Consider the following 16,997-nt stretch of genomic DNA (forward strand, 5'->3'; position numbering starts at 1 on the left):
CCCGCCGCGTGCGCGGCGGGCGTGCCGCGCACCGGCTGCGACGGCACGGGCATCACCGTCGTCTCGCCCCCGCCCTGGGCGGCGGAGTGCGCGTCCAGGGCGCCCTGCGTGTCCTGCGTGTCCTGGGAAGCCCGCGCGTCCTGGGAGCCCCGGGACTCCTGGGCGCCCCGCTTCCGCCGGGCCGCCGCCTTCGCCGGGTCGGGGGAGCCGACCGGCACCTCCAGGACGTAGGCGCTGCCGCCTCCCGCCCCGGGCACCTGGTGGGTCTGGAGCACCCCGCCGTGCCGCCGCACGATCCCGCGCACCAGCGGCTCGTGCACCGGGCTGCCGCCGCCGTACGGGCCGCGCACCTCGATGCGCACCACGTCCCCGCGCTGTGCCGCAGCGACCACGATCGTCGAGTCGCCGGAGGCGGGGCCCTGCGCGTTGCCGGTCGCGTCCACGCCGGCCACGTCCGCGACCAGATGGGCCAGTGCCTGCGCCAGCCGTACCGGGTCCACCTCCACCTCGACCGGCGGGGCGTGCACCGCGAACTGCGCGCGTCCGGGCCCGATCAGCTCGATCGCGCCCTCGACGCCGGCCGAGACCACCTCGTCCAGCGACACCGTCTCGCGCGCGAGACGCTCGGCACCCGCGTCCAGCCGCTGGTAGCCCAGCACGTTGTCCACGAGCGTGGTCATGCGCGCGTAACCGGCGGCCAGGTAGTGCAGCGTCTGGTTCGCCTCCGGCCACAGCTGGCCGGCCGGATCGGCCGCCAGTCCGCCCAGCTCGCCGCGGAGTTGCTCCAGCGGTCCGCGCAGCCCGCTCTCCAGTACGGCCAGGAGCTGCTCGTGGCGTGCGACGAGGGCGTCGTAGGCGGTGCGGTCGGTGAAGGCGAGCACCGCGCCGACGAGCTGGTCGCCGTCGCGCACCGGCGCGGTCGTCATGTCGACCGGCACCGCGCGCCCGTCCTTGGTCCACAGCACCTGTCCGCGCACCCGGTGCTTGCGCCCGGAGCGCAGGCTGTCGGCGAGCGGCGTCTCCTCCCAGGGGAGCTGGCTGCCGTCGGGACGCGAGTGGTGGACGAGCGGGTGGAGCTTCTGCCCGCCCAGCTCGCCGGCCCGGTAGCCGAGGATCTGCGCGGCGGCCGGGTTGACCAGGACGACCCGGCCCTCGGTGTCCACGCCCACCACGCCCTCGGCCGCGGCGCGCAGGATCATCTCGGTCTGGCGCTGCTGCCGGGCCAGCTCGGCCTCGGTGTCGACGGTGCCGGTGAGGTCGCGGACGACGAGCATGAGCAGCTCGTCGCCGGTGTAGCTGTTGCCGTGGTCGGCGAAGGCGGCCTCGAAGGACGACTCGTAGGGGGTGCGCCCGTCCTCCAGGTTGGCGCTGGTCACCTCGACCATGAACTGGGTCCCGTCGGTGCGCCGGGCCACCATCCGCGTCGGCTTGGTGCGGGGCTGGGGGGCGTCGTCGGGGCGGCGCATCGAGCCGGGGATGAGCTTGGAGTCGAAGTCCGGGAGCAGGTCGAGCAGTCCGCGCCCGACCAGGGCCGTGCCCGGGGACTCGAAGACCTCCAGGGCGATGCTGTTGGCGTTGACGACCGTGCCGTTGCAGTTCACGAGGAGCAACGCGTCCGGCAGTGCGTCGAGTATGGCTGCGAGGCGAGCAGCGCCTCGGGATGGCCTGCTGCTCACGACGACGCATCCTCCCTGCTGACCAGCTGGTGCACAGTGGCGGTGCCGGGACCGGGCCGGGACTGGTGAACCGGGACCGGGGCCGGGACCGGGCCGGAACCGGACCGGTGCGCCGCTCCCCCGCGCATGCCACTAGGGGGGAAGTCTACGGCCAGCGGTGGCGGAAGCGACGGCGGATGCGTGGGGAGGGTGGGGAGAACCCCGGCCCGGGGCCGGGCCGGGGTATGAGGTCCGTCACTCCCCCAGTTCCTCGGGGCCGGGGAGGGCGGGCACGAGGGCGTTCCAGCGGGCGATCTCGCAGCCGTCCGTACGCCGGAACGAGGCGTCCACCCGCTGTCCGCGCCACACTCCGGTGATACGGGCGGTGGCCGGGCCGCCGTGGATCTGGGCGCACATCGCGTCCTCGGGGACGGGCTGCCAGGGGTCGCGCGGTCCCTGGGAGGCCCGGTCGACGGCGTCGCAGGCGGCGGGGGCGTCGGGGTGGGTGCCGCCCGCGGGGTGGCAGTCGAGGGTGTGCGTCCGCCGGGTCGGCGCCCCGCCCCCGCGTACTCCCCGCGGTGCCGTGTGCGGTGCCGCGACGCCCTCCGGGGAGGTGGAGACGGTGATGGTGAGCTGGTCCTGCCGGGCGGCCGGCATCACGGGCTCGGGCACGGGCATGGGCGCCGGCCAGGGGCGCGCGGAGGCGGGTGCGGCGGTGGGCACGGCGACGGCGGGGGCGGACGCGGGGGTGAGCACGGTGGCGAGTACGGCGGTCCCGGCGAGGACCGCGGCGTTACGGCGGCGCGGCATGGCGGCTCCTGCGAAGGTGTGGTGCGGGCGGACCCGCGCGACTGCGGGTTCTTCCCTCCCCCTTCCAACGCGCCACCGCGCACGCCGTTGCGCACCTCCACCCGCCCGCCGCACCACCGGTGCCGCCACCAGGGGCAAAGCCCTTTGCCGGGGGACCCGCCAGCCGGGTAACGTAGGCTCCGATTGGAGACAGCCCCCGGGCTGTGCCATCATCAGCACACACACGTCGCGGTGACGCGGCGCGTGGGGAGGCTTCGCCTAGTCTGGTCTATGGCGCCGCACTGCTAATGCGGTTTGGGCCTTAAAGCCCATCGAGGGTTCAAATCCCTCAGCCTCCGCTTCGATCATCGTGATCACCGAAGCCCCGGCCCGTGCGGCCGGGGCTTCTTCCGTTCCAGGGGTTCGCGCGCCCCGGCGATCCCGCACGCTCCGGAGGCCCGCAGAGGGGCGCCAGGGTTCGCCGGGGTCGGCGACAGGGTCTTCGAGCGCCTTCTGTCGGGCATCACCGCAGGTCAGGCCGTGTTGACCGAATGGATTTCACCTCTGGGCGGAGGTCATGTAATGTTGTTCCCGCAACGCCGACCGGCAAGGAAAAGCCGGGAAGCCAAGCGCTCGTAGCTTAACGGATAGAGCATCTGACTACGGATCAGAAGGTTGCAGGTTCGAATCCTGCCGAGCGCGCAGCACTGAGAGGCCCCGCCGGACACGGCGGGGCCTCTCGCATGTGTACTGCTGTAGCGGCGGTAGGCCGCCCGGAGGCAGTCGCTCGCCCGGAGCGGGGATTTGTCGTACTGCGATGTTTCACGGGAAACATCGGGGCCCGTCCGGCCGATGCCCCGGCAGGGTGAGCACAACGAGCAGGGTCGGGACCGCGTGCGCGGTCCCGACCCTGCGGGTGTGGGGCGGCAGGGGTCAGGCGGTCCGGCCAGTGGCGGTGGTGGCCTTCTCCGGCTGCCGCTCCTCCTTGCCGGTGTCGGTCTGCTCGTCGAGCCGGGTGCGCAGCGGCACCTCCTTGACGAACAGCACCAGCAGCAGCGCGACCACCGCCATCGGCGCGGCGTAGAGGTAGATGTCGGCAACACCGTGGCCGTACGCGCTCTCGACGACCGTGCGGACCGGGCCCGGGAGGGCGTTCAGGTCCGGGATGGCGCTGCCGTTGCCGCCGGTGGCGCCCTCGGGCCGGATGCCCAGCCTCGTCATGCCGTCGGTCACGTAGTCGGTGATGCGGTGGGCGAGCACCGCGCCCAGCACCGAGACGCCGACCGCGCCGCCGAGGGAGCGGAAGAAGGCGAGTACGGAGCTGGCCGCGCCGAGCTCGGAGAGCGCGACCTGGTTCTGGGTGGCCAGGACAAGGTTCTGCATCATCATGCCGACGCCGGCGCCCAGCAGGGCCATGAAGAGCGCGATCCGCCAGTACGGGGTGTCGTACCGCATGGTGCCCAGCAGGCCGAGCCCGGCCGTCAGCAGGACGCCACCGACCACCAGCCACGCCTTCCAGCGGCCGGTGCGGGTGATGACCAGACCGGAGACGGTGGAGGAGAGGAACAGCCCGCCGATCATCGGGATCGTCAGCACGCCGGACATCGTCGGCGACTCGCCGCGGGCGAGCTGGAAGTACTGGCTGAGGAAGACGGTCGCGCCGAACATCGCGATGCCGACGAAGAGCGAGGCCAGCGCGGTGAGCGTGATCGTGCGGTTGCGGAACAGGCCCAGCGGGATGATCGGTTCGGCGGCGCGCGACTCGGTGAGGACGAAGGCCAGGGTCAGCAGGAGCGCGGCGCCGACCATCGTGTACGTCTGCCAGGACAGCCAGTCGTACCGGTCCCCGGCCAGGGTCACCCAGATCAGCAGCAGGGAGACGGCGGCGGTGATCAGGGAGGCGCCCAGCCAGTCCACCTTCACGTTCTCGCGCTTCACCACGGGCAGGTGCAGCGTCTTCTGGAGCACGATCAGGGCGAGGACGGCGAAGGGCACGCCGACGTAGAAGCACCAGCGCCAGCCGAGCCAGGATGCGTCGGTGATCACACCGCCGAGCAGCGGACCGCCGACGGTGGCGACGGCGAAGGTGGCGCCCAGGTAGCCGCTGTAGCGGCCGCGCTCACGCGGGGGGATCATCGCGGCGATGATGATCTGGGAGAGCGCGGCCAGACCTCCCGCGCCCAGGCCCTGTACCGCCCGGAAGGCGATCAGGGTGCCGGTGTCCTGGGCCAGACCGGCCCCGGCGGAGGCCAGGACGAAGAGCACCAGGGCCGACTGGACCAGCATCTTCTTGCTGTAGAGGTCGGCGAGCTTGCCCCACAGCGGGGTGGAGGCGGTCATGGTCAGCAGCGCCGCCGTGACCACCCAGGTGTACGCGCTCTGGCCACCGCCCAGGTCCGAGATGATCCGGGGGAGGGCGTTGGAGACGACTGTGGAGGACAGGACGGAGACGAACATGCCGAGCAGCAGCCCGGACAGCGCCTCCATGATCTGGCGGTGCGTCATGGGCACCTGTTCGGCGCCCGGGGCGGTACGGGCGGTGTCGCCCTTCGGCGCCTCCGAGGGTGTGGACGTTGCCATGCGCTCCTTGCTTTCCGTGTCTCTTCCGGCGTCGGGCGGCGTGTCACGGCACGCCGTGGTTCTGCGGTCCGGGCGGCCGGGCGCGGGCCCGGACGGTTCCGGGTGGTCCGGACGGCCGTGCACCCGGGCACGGCGGGGCGGGGCGGGCCTCGGCGGTACGGCGGCTCGGCGGGGCGGCAGTACTGGCCCGGTGGTGCGTGAGGTACGTGCGGGTGCCTGCGGTACGTGGGGTGTGCGGGTGATCAGTCGTGCGCGGCGGGAGGGTGCTGCGGCGGGAGGGGACGGGTGCCGCGGGGGGCGGTGCGGCAGCCGCAGCCGCAGTCGCCGAAGCTCGCGCGCAGTCTCGCCAGCAGATCGGTGAGGCGGGTCACGTCCTCCTCCGGCCAGTCGCCGAGGAGGTGCGCGAGCGTGTCGCTGGTGCGGCGGTGCATCTCGGCCAGCATCCGCTCGCCGCTCCCGGTCAGCCGCAGCAGCCGGACCCGGCCGTCGAGGGGGTCGGGCCGGCGGTCGACCCAGCCGCGCTCCACCGCGTACGCGACATGGCGGCTGGTGACGGACATGTCGATGGCCATCAGATCGGCGAGCCGTGTCATCCGCAGCTCACCGTGCCGCCCCAGCAGCGTCAGCACGACCGCGGGCGCGGGCGGGCAGTCGTGCGGCAGATTGCGGGCCAGCTCGCGCCGGACGGCGCCGACGGAGCCCAGTTCCCGGGCCAGGTCCTCGTAGCGGGTGTGTGCTGTCACCGGGTCCTCCTCACCGCCGCAGCAATCGTTGCTTAGTGCAAGCATATGTTCGTTGGTTGCCCCAAGCAAATAAAATCGGGTGTGAGGGGGCAAACAGTTCCCCAAGAACAGGTGTGCGGTACACCAAGCGCCGCGGCGGCCGCCGTACGGGCGGAACGGGTGTGCGGCCGGGGGTGACCGGCGCCGGGCCCGTTCGCTAGGGTCCGGAGGCATGGCTCACAACCCTCATGCACCCCAGGGTCCGGCAGGCGGCCACGACCCGGCCGGCAGCACCCAGATGTTCCGCGCCTTCGTCGACGAGGACGGGCCGCGCCCGCCCGCGGCGACTCCGTCCTCCGGCCCCAGGGTCGGTCTGATCGTGGGCGTCGTCGCGGTCCTCGTGGTGATCGCGGCGGTCGTCTGGTTCGCCCTCTCCTGAGCGCTTCCGGGCGGGGCGGCCCCGCCCCGCGCCGCTGGAGACGGAAGTGAACGCGGGCAGCCGCCGGGACGGTGTCGTACCGCCCCGGCGGCTGCCCGCGTCTTCGTGTCGCGCCTTCTCGCGGCTTCTTCGCGCCGGTCCGCCCCCGCGGGGGCGGACCGTCACTCCTCCGAGATCAGGCCCTCTCTGAGCTGCGCGAGCGTACGGGTCAGCAGACGCGAGACGTGCATCTGCGAGATGCCGACCCGCTCACCGATCTGCGACTGCGTCATGTTCCCGAAGAAGCGCAGCATGATGATCTGCCGCTCGCGCGGCGGGAGCTTGGCGAGCAGCGGCTTGAGCGACTCGCGGTACTCCACACCCTCCAGCGCGCTGTCCTCGTACCCCAGCCGGTCCGCGAGGGAGCCCTCGCCGCCCTCCTCCTCCGGGGCGGGGGAGTCCAGGGAGCTGGCCGTGTAGGCGTTGCCCACGGCCAGCCCGTCCACCACGTCCTCCTCGGACACCCCGAGGGCGGCGGCCAGTTCGGCCACCGTCGGGGAGCGGTCGAGCTTCTGCGACAGTTCGTCGCCGGCCTTGGTGAGTGCCAGGCGCAGCTCCTGCAGGCGCCGGGGGACGCGCACCGACCAGGAGGTGTCCCGGAAGAAGCGCTTGATCTCGCCGACCACCGTCGGCATCGCGAACGTCGGGAACTCCACGCCCCGTTCGCAGTCGAAGCGGTCGATGGCCTTGATCAGGCCGATGGTGCCGACCTGGACGATGTCCTCCATCGGCTCGTTGCGGCTGCGGAAGCGGGCCGCCGCGTACCGCACGAGCGGGAGGTTCAACTCGATGAGGGTGTCTCGGACGTAGACGCGTTCCGGGCTGTCGGCGTCGAGCGCGGCGAGCCGCTGGAACAGGGAGCGGGAGAGGGTCCGGGTGTCGATGGCGTCGCAGTCTGAGGGAACGTACGGTGCGTCGTCGGCCTTGGTGTCGGGCTCGGCGAGCACCTTCGAGCTGCCCAGTTCTACGGACATGCCACCCCCTTGAGGTCGCGGACGGATCGCGGCGGCACCCTCGGGTGTGAGGGAGGCACCTCCCGGTCAATACCGGCGGTGCCGTCGCGGCAAACGCACTTCTCGCAGAATGTCACAAGTCAGCAACACGACGTAGCCCCTTGTCGATAAAACTGCACAGCTCGGGATGGTGATGCGCCCGTACGGGTGTCACCCGCGGGGGTTACGCGTCGATGGAGTTTGCGGCACGGAGCCGGGCGAAGCTCCGCGACAGCAGCCGGGACACGTGCATCTGCGACACGCCCAGCTCCGCGCTGATCTGCGACTGCGTCAGGTTCCGGTAGTACCGCAGCAGCAGGATCCGCTGCTCCCGCTCGGGGAGCTGGACGAGCAGGTGCCGCACCAGATCGCGGTGCTCCACGCCGTCCAGGGCCGGGTCCTCGTAGCCGAGCCGGTCGATCAGCCCGGGCATGCCGTCGTCGCGCTCCTGGGCGGCCTCCAGGGAGGTGGCGCGGTAGGCGCGCCCGGCCTCCAGGCAGGCCAGCACGTCCTCCTCGGCGATCCGCAGCCGCTCGGCGATCTCGGCGGTGGTGGGGGAGCGGCCGTGCAGCACGGTCAGGTCCTCCGTCGCGCTGCTGACCTGCACCCACATCTCGTGCAGCCGGCGCGGCACGTGCACGGTGCGGACGTTGTCGCGGAAGTAGCGCCGGATCTCGCCGACGATCGTCGGCATGGCGAAGGTGGGGAACTGCACCCCCCGCCCGGGGTCGAAGCGGTCGATGGCGTTGATCAGGCCGATGGTGCCGACCTGGACGATGTCCTCCATCGGCTCGTTGCGGCTGCGGAAGCGGGCGGCGACGTAGCGGACGAGGGGGAGGTTGGCCTCGATGAGGGCCCCGCGCACCCGGTCGTGCTCGGAGGAGCCGGGCTCCAGGCCGGAGAGCCGCTCGAAGAGCACCTGGGTCAGGGCGCGGGTCTCCGCGCTCCGACGGCTGGGGGCTGCCCCCGTCGGGATCCGGGGAAGGGTCTGCGTGGCCGCCACCGTTCGTCCAACCCCTTCACGGTTGTCTCATCCGGCAAAAGCGGTCATAGCATCACAAGGTATATGCATCATGGGCAAGCACCGCATAACTTCGTGTTGTTGCGGTGCGCGCACGGCGGACGGCCGTCCGGGGGGCGCCTCCGGGATTACGGGGGCGGGGCTCGTACGGGTGAACTCGTACGGGCGGCCCGTTCAGTTCACCAGTTCGGTCATGAAGGTCCCGACGCCCTTCGCGGCGCTGGAGATGCCCTCGAAGCCGATGCCGACGAGTTCGGCGGAGCGGCCGGGGGAGGTGATGATCGAGTACAGGATGAAGACGAGGAGTATGTAGAGCACGACCTTCTTCACGTCCACGGCGCTTGCCTCTCCCCGAACATCCCCGAACATCCCGGGTGCCCCCGAACACAGGACCGCCCAAGCGGTTGCGAGAGTCTAACCGGCCGCGACCGGCGCTCCCAGGGGTTGCGCGGGCCGCCCCGCCGTACGGCGGAGAGGGAGTGGGGAGGGGGCGGGCGTGCGGGGCCGGAACACGGCGAAGGGCCCCCTCGGGGAGGGGGCCCTTCGACTGCCGCGGTAGCGGTGGGATTTGAACCCACGGTGGAGTTGCCCCCACACTCGCTTTCGAGGCGAGCTCCTTCGGCCGCTCGGACACGCTACCGGGAGGAAGCCTAGCCCATGGTCGGGCGTGGGCCGAAATCGGTTCCGGGGGAAGTGCCGTTCCGGCCCTCCGCGGCCCCCCGCGGCGTACGGGACGGCGTACGGGACGGCGTACGGGAAGGGGCGCGGAAGAAGTCGGTGAGCAGTGCCCCGCACTCCCGCGCCAGCACCCCGGAGACCACCTCGGGCCGGTGGTTGAGCCTGCGGTCGCGCACGACGTCCCACAGGGAACCCGCCGCGCCCGCCTTCTCGTCCACCGCTCCGTAGACGACCCTCTCCAGCCGGGACAGCACGATCGCGCCCGCGCACATCGTGCACGGCTCCAGCGTCACCACCAGGGTGCAGCCCGACAGCCGCCACTCGCCGACCGCCCGGGCGGCCTCGCGGATCGCCACGACCTCCGCGTGCGCGGTGGGGTCGCCGGTCGCCTCGCGCTCGTTGCGGCCCAGCCCCAGGACCGCGCCGTCCGGGCCCAGGACGACCGCGCCGACGGGCACGTCACCGGTCCCGGGGGCCCGTACGGCCTCGGCCAGGGCGCGGCGCATGGCCGTCCGCCACGGGTCGCGCAGCGGGTCGGCCGCCTCGCCGGGGAGGTCCCGGGCGGTCCGGGTGGTCCGGGGGCTCTGGGAGTCGGGGGAGTCGGGGGAGTCCGGGGAGGGGGCCCGCGGGTCCGGCGGAACGCTCATGCGCCCAGTGTCCCCGCCCGCCCCGGCCCCGCGTACGGCGGGCGGGCACGTCGACCGGGCCCCGCGGGACGCGCGGGGCCCAGGGGGCGTGCGGGGCGTACGAGACGTACGGAGGCGGAGGGCCCGGGTGCGGGCCCCGGCTACCTGACGGCCTCCAGCATGTCCGTGCAGCCGAGCGCGTCGGCGATCTCGGTCAGCGCGTCCTCGGAGGTCAGCGAGAGCAGCGCCGTGCCGTCCACGCCGAAGTCGGCCAGCAGCTCGACGTCGCCGACCGGTCCCGCCGGGGCGCCGGCCCGCGCCGCCGTGTCCTCGTCGTCCCCCGCGTCCCCGTCCTCGTCGTCCTCCCTGCCGCTCGGCGGCTCGCCGTCCTCCGTGCCGTCGAGGTCCACGAGGAGGTCGAGGTCCTCCTCGCCGCCCGGCTCGCGGCCGAGGAGTTCGTCGGTGAGCAGGATCTCCCCGTAGGAGCTGCGCGCGGCCGCGGCCGCGTCCGAGACGAAGATGCGGGGATCGTCCTCGCCCTCCACCCGGACGACGCCGAACCAGGCGCCCTCCTGTTCGATGCAGACCAGGACCGGCTCGTCGTCCTCGGCGGCCTCCCGGGCCAGGTCGGCGAGATCGGCCAGGGTCTCGACCTCGTCGAGTTCCGTGTCGCTCGCTTCCCACCCGTCTTCGGTGCGCGCGAGCAGTGCGGCGAAGTACACCGTGACTCTCCCACTGGTTTCAGGTGCCCGAGTGCTGACGGGACCGCGCCCCGCCCAATCGGAATCGTGGCAGAAACCGGCGCTCCGCGAGAGGTCTTCGACCGTGCGTCGCGTGGGTGTTGCGCCGGACTACCAGCGGAATGTCCTCATTCGCATCGCCTGGCGCATGCGCGCGGTGCGGGCGCGGCGCGGCTGAACCCGTTCGCGCAGGGCCTTGGCCTCGTTCAGTTCGCGCAGGAAGACCGCCCGGCGGCGGCGCCGCTCCGCGTCGCTGTCCGCGGCCACCGGAGCCGCGGGGCTCCCGGTGGCCCGGGTGCCCGCGGGGCGCTCCCCGGACCCCCGGCGGTCCCGCTGGTCCTGGCCCCGCTCCTTCTGGCTCCGCTGGTCCTCGCGTATGAGCGCCCGACGGTCGTCGGGCGTGTCGTCGTGCTGCTGCCTCGGTCCGGTCATACGGCCCACCTCCGGTCGTACCTGTTCACTGTCCCCCGAAAAGGCGCCTGTACGCCAGTGCGAGCGGGAAAAGGGCCTCGGCTACTGTCGATGGCATGCGGATTCACGTCGTCGACCACCCGCTGGTGGCGCACAAACTCACCACGCTGCGCGACGAGCGCACCGACTCCCCGACCTTCCGGCGCCTCGCCGACGAGCTGGTGACCCTGCTCGCCTACGAGGCCACCCGGGACGTGCGCATCGAGCCGGTCGACATCAGGACCCCGGTGACGGCCACCACGGGCGTGCGGCTGTCCCACCCGCGCCCCCTGGTGGTGCCGATCCTGCGGGCCGGGCTGGGAATGCTCGACGGGATGGTGCGGCTGCTGCCGACCGCCGAGGTGGGCTTCCTGGGCATGATCCGCGACGAGCGCACCCTCCAGGCGTCCACGTACGCCACCCGGATGCCCGACGACCTCTCCGGTCGCCAGGTGTACGTCCTGGACCCGATGCTGGCCACCGGCGGCACGCTGGTCGCGGCGATCCGGGAGCTGATCCGGCGCGGCGCCGACGACGTCACGGCGCTCTGCCTGCTGGCCGCGCCCGAGGGTGTGGAGCTGATGGAGCGCGAGCTGGCGGGCACGCCGGTGACGGTGGTGACCGCCTCGGTCGACGAGCGGCTCAACGAGGACGGCTACATCGTCCCGGGCCTGGGCGACGCGGGCGACCGCATGTACGGGACGGCGGGCTGACCCGTCCGCCGCGCCCGGCCGCCGGGGCGCCTACCGGCAGCCCGAGGGAGAGGGCGAGGGGGAGGGGGAGGCGAGGGCCGCCATGGCCTTGCGCACCTCCCTCTCCTCCGCCAGGGCCTTGAACGCCTTGCCGATCACCAGGTCGATCTCGGTCTTCCCGGCGCCCTTGCCCGGGTCCTTCTTCCCGCTCCCGGAGTCCCGGCTCTTCCCGGCGTCCTCGGCGGCCCCGCGCTCGACCGCCCTGACCTCCGCCCCGGGCAACTGGGCGAGCAGGACGTCGAACGCGCCGTTCCCGTACGCGGCGGGCGGGCCCATCAGGAGCCCGGTCTCCTTCACCTTCTTGTCGAGGGAGGCCGGGGCGTTGGCCACCTCGCCGATGGTGAAGCCGCGCTTCTCCAGTGCGTCCGCCGTCTTCCTGGCCAGGCCGCTGCGGGTGGTGGCGTTGTAGACGTTGACGGTGACGGCGGACGGCTTCGGCAGGGCGCTCGGTGCGGCGCCGGTGCCGTCGGCGGAGCGCGCCGCCACGCCGGTCCCGCCGTCCTTCCCGCTCCCGCCCGCCCCCTCGCCGGAGGGCTCGCAGCCGCCGGCCGCCGCCCGCACCTTCGTGCCGCCGCCCGTGAAGGCGTCGAGGAGCTGCACCGTCCCCCAGGAGAGCACACCGAGGGCGGCGGTCGCCGCGACCGAGGCGGCGATGATCCTGCGGCGCCTGCGCGGGCGCCGCATCCGCGGGTAGCTGTCACCCGTGATGCGGTACTTGCCGCCCATGCCGGGGGGAGTGAGCATGCTCATGGGCGCAGCGTAGTGCGGGGACGGCGTAATGCCTACTAAACGATCAATGCGCCCACCGCAGTCGGCCCCGAAAGGGCCAACGCGCCCCGTACGGCGTGGCCCGGGGCGTCAGTCGAGCTCGAGCACCCGGGCGTGCAGCACCTGCCGCTGCTGGAGGGCCGCGCGTACGGCGCGGTGGAGGCCGTCCTCCAGATAGAGGTCCCCGTTCCACTTCACGACGTGCGCGAACAGATCGCCGTAGAAGGTGGAGTCCTCGGCGAGCAGGGTCTCCAGGTCGAGCTGGCCCTTGGTGGTGACGAGCTGGTCAAGACGCACCGGGCGTGGGGCGACATCCGCCCACTGGCGGGTGCTCTCCCGGCCGTGGTCGGGGTACGGCCGCCCGTTTCCGATTCGCTTGAAGATCACACGGAAAGCCTACCGGCCCGGCGGCGCGGGGCGCAGCCTTCCGTCGGAGGGTCGGGGCGTGTTCCGGTTTCACGCGCCGCCGGGCGCCGGTCCGCGCGCCGCCGGGGCACGCGGCGGGAAAAGCGCCGCGGGCGCCGGGGCACATGCCCCGGCGCCCGCGGTGGGGTGCCGTTACGGCAGGACGTCGGCGTGACGTCCGGAGGGTTCCCGGCGGGTGTCCGTCAGGAGGTCAGCTCGTGGTCGTGGTCGTGCAGACCGCCACCGCTGCCCGCGGTGCCCTTGGTGGGCTCGAAGGGCACGTCCTCCGTCAGGGAGGAGGTGTCCCAGGCGTAGTTGCCCACGGCGTTCGCGATCACGTCGACGTTGATGCCGAGCGCCTTCTCGCTGACGTTGCCCATGTCGTCGCACGCCTGGTGGTAGCACTCGTCGTACGCGATACCGGCCTTGCCGCCCCACAGAGCGGCCTCCTCCTCGCTCTTGAGGCCCTCGGCACCGGTGAAGGTGCCGCCGGAGGGGATGCCGGCCTCGATGAACGGACCGTAGTCGGAGCGGCCGGTGAAGTCGGTGCCGCGCGGCTCCTGGCCCTGCGAGCGCATGAAGGTGTTGATCGCGTGCTCGATCTGCGCCGAGCCCTCGGGGCCCGGGCCGGCGCCGACGCCGTCGGAGTCGTCGCCGTCGTAGACGAACAGGCCGTAGTTCGGCGAGGCGATCATGTCGAAGTTGAGGTAGAGGGCGATCTTCTCGCGCTCGGCCTCGGGCAGGCTGGTCACGTAGTGCTCGGAGCCCTGCAGGCCCACCTCCTCGGCGGACCACAGCGCGAAGCGCACCTTGTTGGCGTGCTTGCCCTTGCGGTCGGCCTTGGCGAGCTTGAGGGCGGCCTCCAGGATGCCGGCGGAGCCGGAGGCGTTGTCGTTGATGCCCGGTCCGTCGGCGACGGAGTCCAGGTGGGCGCCGAACATCACCACGTTGTCCTCGTCGCCGCCGCGGGTCTCGGCGATGACGTTGGGCGTGGAGCGGGTCTCGTGGAACTCGCGGATCTCCATGCCGACGGTGACGGTGCCCTGGGCGGCCTCGGCCGCCAGCGCCTCGCCGGCCTCCTGGGTGATGCCGCCGGTGGGGATGCGGCCGGCGGAGGCGTCGCCGAGGGTGCCGTTGAGGTCCCCCTCGGTGTTGTTGTAGATGATCGCGCCGACCGCGCCGGCGTCGGCGGCGTTCGCCTGCTTGTCGGCGAAGGTGCAGCCGCCGCGCTGGATCAGGGCGATCTTGCCGGTGAAGTCGCCGGAGGCGAAGTCGTCGGCGGTGCAGCCGGTGGTGCCGTCGGCGTCCACGGGCACGGTCGCGAGAGCGGCCTCGATGCCGCCCTCGGGGGTGCTCGCGGTGTACGTCATCAGCTTGATGGGGACGTCGCGCTGAGTGGGGCTCAGGACCGACAGCTTCTCCGCGAGCGTCTCGCGGTAGACGAAGTCGAAGTTCTGGTAGGTGACCTCGTAGCCGGCGAGCTTGAGCAGGGTGCCGGCGTACTTCGCCGACCAGTCGTAGCCGGCGGAGCCGGCGGCGCGGTTGTCGTCCTTGGCATCGGCGATCGCCTGGAACGCCCGCAGGTGCCTCATGGCGCCGTCGGCGCTGGCCTTCTCGACCAGCTGCTTCGCCAGCTTCTCACCCTGCTTGCCGGGATCGGGCTTGGCCACGGCGGAGGTGGCGGAGGCGGCGAGCAGCAGGGGGGTGGCGAGGGACGCGGCGGCGGTGGCCGCGATGATTCTGCGCTTCCTGCCTCTGCGGAGAGGTGCGTGCACGGGAGGATCCTTCCGGTGCGGACAGCTGGGACGGGCTGTTCGACGTGGGGGATTGCGTGTCCGGGTTACGGACGCGATTGAAGGGAAGGTAGCGACTGGGCGGCGCTGAGGGAATGTTCCCGGCGCAACTGGCCCGTTTTGGGGGAAGTGATCCGCTCGCACGCCGGGGGCAAACCCGTCCGATCCCGGGAATGCGGGACACCGGCCTCGCGCCGCCCCCGCACCGCCCGCCGCCGTTCCCCCCTCCGGCCGACGGCCGTCGCGGTCTTCGGCCGAGGGGCGGCCGTCCGCTGACCGGCCGTCGGCTGCCCGCCACCGGCCGCCGGTTACCGGTCGCGGGGGAAGTAACGGTCGATCAGCGCGTTGCGGAACGCGCCCGCCGGATCGAAGCGATCCAGCAGCGCCCGGAAGTCCTCCCAGCGCGCGTACGAGGCGCTCAGCGCCTCCGCCTCCGTGGACGACAGCTTCCCCCAGTGGGGGCGCGCGTCGAAGGGTGCGAGCGCCTCCTCGACGCGGAGCAGCACGGGGGCGACGGCGGCGGCGTCGGACGTCCAGGTGAAGTGGAGGGCGACGCTGTCGCGGCCGTGGGCGGGGCTGAGCCAGTGCGGATCGGCGGCCACGGTGCGTATCTCGGAGACCTGAAGTACGGGGGCGAGCAGCGGCCCGAGCTCCCGCAGCGCCGCGAAGGCCTCGCCCGCGCGGCCGGCCGGCACGAAGTACTCCGACTGGAGCTCGTCCCCGGCGCTGGGCACGAAGCCGGAGCGGAAGTGCGGCAGCCGCTCGTCCCACGGCCCGGGCACGCCCTGCTGCTCGGTGGCGTTCTCCGTGGGCATCCCCTCGATCGGGTGACGGGGGCCGTCGGCGGGCCGGGCTCCGGTCCGGGCGAGGCCGGGCAGCGGGTCACCGGTGCGGCACTTGGCCCACACCCGCGCCGGGCCGGCCCAGTCGGTGAAGACGCTGACGCTGTACGCGGCGCCGAACACCTCTTCCGGGCGCTCCGTCAGCACCGCCCAGGGCAGACCCTCGTACACGTACTGCTCCACCTCGAACGCCGGGCACGCGTCGAGGGTCAGGGCGGTGACCGCTCCCAGGGCGCCGAGCGAGACCACGGCCCCCTCGAAGCCGGCGTCGCCGCGCGAGACGGTGACCTGCGAGCCGTCCGCCGTGACCAGCTCCACCGACCGTACGGCGGCGGCCAGCGTGCCGCCGGTGTGGCCCGAGCCGTGGGTGCCGGTGGCGTACGCCCCGGCGAGGGTGAAGTGCGGGGTGGACGGCAGGTTCGGCAGGGCGAGCCCGTGCCGCCGCAGCACCGGGCACAGCTCGCCGAACCGGACCGCGCCGGCGACCCGGACGGTGCCGGAGGCCCGGTCCGCCTCGATCGTGCGGGGCAGGTCGTCGAGGGTGATCAGATCGCCGGTGGTGTCGGCGATCCGGTTGAAGGAGTGGCCCGAGCCCAGCACCCGTACGCGGTGGGAGGACGCGACGATCTCGCGCAGCCGGTCCGTCGTGGCCGGGCGGTGCAGGGTCCGGGCGGCGAACTCGACGTTCCCGGCCCAGTTGGTCGGCTTGGTGGGCGTCGCGGCCATGGAGTCTCCAGCCTCGTGGGATCGATCGGCCGTGCGAGCGTATGCCACCGGTGCGACGGACGGTGCGGGGGCGGGGAGCGGCGGGGGAGGCGCTGGGTGGGCGGCGGCTTCCGGCGGGCGGCGGTGGGTAGGCGGGAACGGCCGGCGGAGGAGGGCGGCGCGAGGGAGAGGGCGAGGACGAGGGAGAGGGCGGAGGCCTGCACCGTGGCGGAGAGAGCGCTCGTACTGGGCAGCGGCGGACACGCGGGCGGGGCGTGGCAGGTGGGGGTGCTGGCCGGGCTGGCCGCCGCCGGTGTGGACCTCGCCCGCGCCGACACGGTGATCGGCACCTCGGCGGGGGCCGTGGTCGGCGCCCGGCTGGCGGCCGGGGAGCATCCGGAGGAGCTCCACCGGACGCAGTCGGAGGCGTCCGGCCTCGGGGCGGAGGCGGCGGGCCCGGAGGCGCGGATCACCCCCGGCGCGGCACTGGGGTTCGTGCGGGCACAGCTCGGCCGGCGCACCCCGGAGGCGGTGGCGCGGCGGCTGGGGCGGATGGCGCTGGGGGCGCGCACGGCTTCCGGCGAGGGTGTGCTGGAGGCGATGGCCGCCCTGCTGCCGGTGCGGGAGTGGCCGGAGGCGCTGCGCGTGACCGCCGTGGACGCGCACACCGGGGCGCTGGAGGCCTTCCACTCCGGCAGCGGCGCCGACCTGCTCCGGGCGGTCGCCGCGAGCTGCGCGATGCCGGGGCTGTGGCCGCCGGTCGCCCTGCGCGGGCGGTGGTGGATCGACGGCGGCGTGCGGTCGACGACCAACGCCGACCTGGCGCTCGGCCACCGGCGGGTGGTGGTGCTCGCCCCGCTGCCCAGGGCGTTCGGGCCGGGCCCGAGGGCCGAGCGGCTCGCCGCCCTGCTGCGGGCCGAGGGGGCGGAGGTCGCGCTGCTCGTTCCGGACGCCGCCGCCCGCCGGGCGTTCGGCCGCAACCCCCTGGACGCCTCCCGCCG

The 16,997-nt window shown here is 73.4% G+C and carries 17 protein-coding genes and 3 tRNA genes; 5 read left to right on the top strand and 15 right to left on the bottom strand.

Translation table 11 applies throughout. The features are described from left to right. Nucleotides 1–1,676 (bottom strand): PAS domain-containing protein (locus ACLIYP_RS23905; protein WP_412715183.1); only part of this gene is annotated, 1,676 nt, incomplete at its 3' end. A gap of 234 nt (nt 1,677–1,910) precedes the next feature. After that, complete coding sequence (locus ACLIYP_RS23910) at nt 1,911–2,465, bottom strand: SSI family serine proteinase inhibitor (protein WP_412715184.1); 555 nt, start codon at nt 2,463–2,465, stop codon at nt 1,911–1,913. A gap of 247 nt (nt 2,466–2,712) precedes the next feature. Between ACLIYP_RS23910 and ACLIYP_RS23915 the strand changes: the two genes are divergently transcribed. Further along, nucleotides 2,713–2,803: transfer RNA gene (locus tag ACLIYP_RS23915), tRNA-Ser, on the top strand. 270 nt (nt 2,804–3,073) lie between these two features. Beyond that, nucleotides 3,074–3,146 (top strand) — tRNA-Arg (locus ACLIYP_RS23920). Nucleotides 3,147–3,377: 231 nt separating this feature from the next. Here ACLIYP_RS23920 and ACLIYP_RS23925 read toward each other — a convergent pair. Next, nucleotides 3,378–4,949 carry an MDR family MFS transporter gene (locus ACLIYP_RS23925; RefSeq protein ID WP_459076354.1) on the bottom strand — a complete coding sequence of 524 codons (1,572 nt, stop codon included), beginning with the start codon at nt 4,947–4,949 and terminating at the stop codon, nt 3,378–3,380. Nucleotides 4,950–5,266: 317 nt separating this feature from the next. Beyond that, nucleotides 5,267–5,767, bottom strand: a complete 501-nt coding sequence (locus tag ACLIYP_RS23930; RefSeq protein ID WP_412715185.1) for a MarR family winged helix-turn-helix transcriptional regulator — start codon at nt 5,765–5,767, stop codon at nt 5,267–5,269. A gap of 211 nt (nt 5,768–5,978) precedes the next feature. Here ACLIYP_RS23930 and ACLIYP_RS23935 point away from each other — a divergent pair, with 211 nt between their 5' ends. Then, a complete protein-coding gene (locus tag ACLIYP_RS23935; RefSeq protein ID WP_412715186.1) occupies nt 5,979–6,185 on the top strand; it encodes a hypothetical protein in 207 nt (68 codons plus the stop codon). A gap of 161 nt (nt 6,186–6,346) precedes the next feature. Here the strand turns inward: ACLIYP_RS23935 and ACLIYP_RS23940 are convergent, their stop codons facing one another. From ACLIYP_RS23940 to ACLIYP_RS23970, 7 genes are all read right to left on the bottom strand, one after another. Further along, complete coding sequence (locus tag ACLIYP_RS23940; protein ID WP_093657309.1) at nt 6,347–7,198, bottom strand: RNA polymerase sigma factor SigF; 852 nt, start codon at nt 7,196–7,198, stop codon at nt 6,347–6,349. Between the two features lie 202 nt (nt 7,199–7,400). Then, the gene (locus ACLIYP_RS23945; protein ID WP_410537477.1) at nt 7,401–8,219 is read right to left on the bottom strand and encodes an RNA polymerase sigma factor SigF; all 819 of its coding nucleotides are present in this window, start codon (nt 8,217–8,219) and stop codon (nt 7,401–7,403) included. A gap of 192 nt (nt 8,220–8,411) precedes the next feature. Next, entirely contained in the window at nt 8,412–8,606 is a 195-nt protein-coding gene (locus tag ACLIYP_RS23950) for a hypothetical protein (RefSeq protein WP_412715187.1), read from the bottom strand. 184 nt (nt 8,607–8,790) lie between these two features. Continuing rightward, a tRNA-Ser gene (locus ACLIYP_RS23955) sits at nt 8,791–8,877 on the bottom strand. 10 nt (nt 8,878–8,887) lie between these two features. Then, nucleotides 8,888–9,562, bottom strand: coding sequence for a tRNA adenosine(34) deaminase TadA (gene tadA / locus ACLIYP_RS23960; protein WP_412715188.1), 675 nt, complete (start codon nt 9,560–9,562; stop codon nt 8,888–8,890). A gap of 140 nt (nt 9,563–9,702) precedes the next feature. Then, nucleotides 9,703–10,263, bottom strand: a complete 561-nt coding sequence (locus tag ACLIYP_RS23965; RefSeq protein ID WP_412715189.1) for a tRNA adenosine deaminase-associated protein — start codon at nt 10,261–10,263, stop codon at nt 9,703–9,705. A 129-nt stretch (nt 10,264–10,392) separates the two neighbouring features. Further along, a complete protein-coding gene (locus tag ACLIYP_RS23970; protein WP_412715194.1) occupies nt 10,393–10,713 on the bottom strand; it encodes a hypothetical protein in 321 nt (106 codons plus the stop codon). A 95-nt stretch (nt 10,714–10,808) separates the two neighbouring features. On the opposite strand from ACLIYP_RS23970, the gene upp reads away from it, so the two are divergent. Then, on the top strand, nt 10,809–11,444 hold the full coding sequence (upp, locus tag ACLIYP_RS23975; protein WP_093657319.1) for a uracil phosphoribosyltransferase: 636 nt from the start codon (nt 10,809–10,811) through the stop codon (nt 11,442–11,444). 30 nt (nt 11,445–11,474) lie between these two features. Here the strand turns inward: upp and ACLIYP_RS23980 are convergent, their stop codons facing one another. The 4 genes from ACLIYP_RS23980 to ACLIYP_RS23995 form a co-directional block, all read right to left on the bottom strand. Continuing rightward, nucleotides 11,475–12,233, bottom strand: coding sequence for a LytR C-terminal domain-containing protein (locus tag ACLIYP_RS23980; protein ID WP_412715190.1), 759 nt, complete (start codon nt 12,231–12,233; stop codon nt 11,475–11,477). 108 nt (nt 12,234–12,341) lie between these two features. Next, complete coding sequence (locus ACLIYP_RS23985; protein WP_031508611.1) at nt 12,342–12,638, bottom strand: type II toxin-antitoxin system VapB family antitoxin; 297 nt, start codon at nt 12,636–12,638, stop codon at nt 12,342–12,344. A 221-nt stretch (nt 12,639–12,859) separates the two neighbouring features. Further along, entirely contained in the window at nt 12,860–14,431 is a 1,572-nt protein-coding gene (locus ACLIYP_RS23990; RefSeq protein WP_412715191.1) for a M28 family metallopeptidase, read from the bottom strand. Between the two features lie 326 nt (nt 14,432–14,757). After that, entirely contained in the window at nt 14,758–16,017 is a 1,260-nt protein-coding gene (locus ACLIYP_RS23995; protein WP_412715192.1) for an FAD-binding protein, read from the bottom strand. Nucleotides 16,018–16,221: 204 nt separating this feature from the next. Here ACLIYP_RS23995 and ACLIYP_RS24000 point away from each other — a divergent pair. Further along, the coding region (locus tag ACLIYP_RS24000; protein ID WP_412715193.1) for a patatin-like phospholipase family protein at nt 16,222–16,997 on the top strand (776 nt) is incomplete at its 3' end.

It is taken from the genome of Streptomyces nanhaiensis (genome assembly GCF_046614825.1).
GTDB classification, from domain to species: Bacteria; Actinomycetota; Actinomycetes; order Streptomycetales; family Streptomycetaceae; genus Streptomyces; species Streptomyces radiopugnans.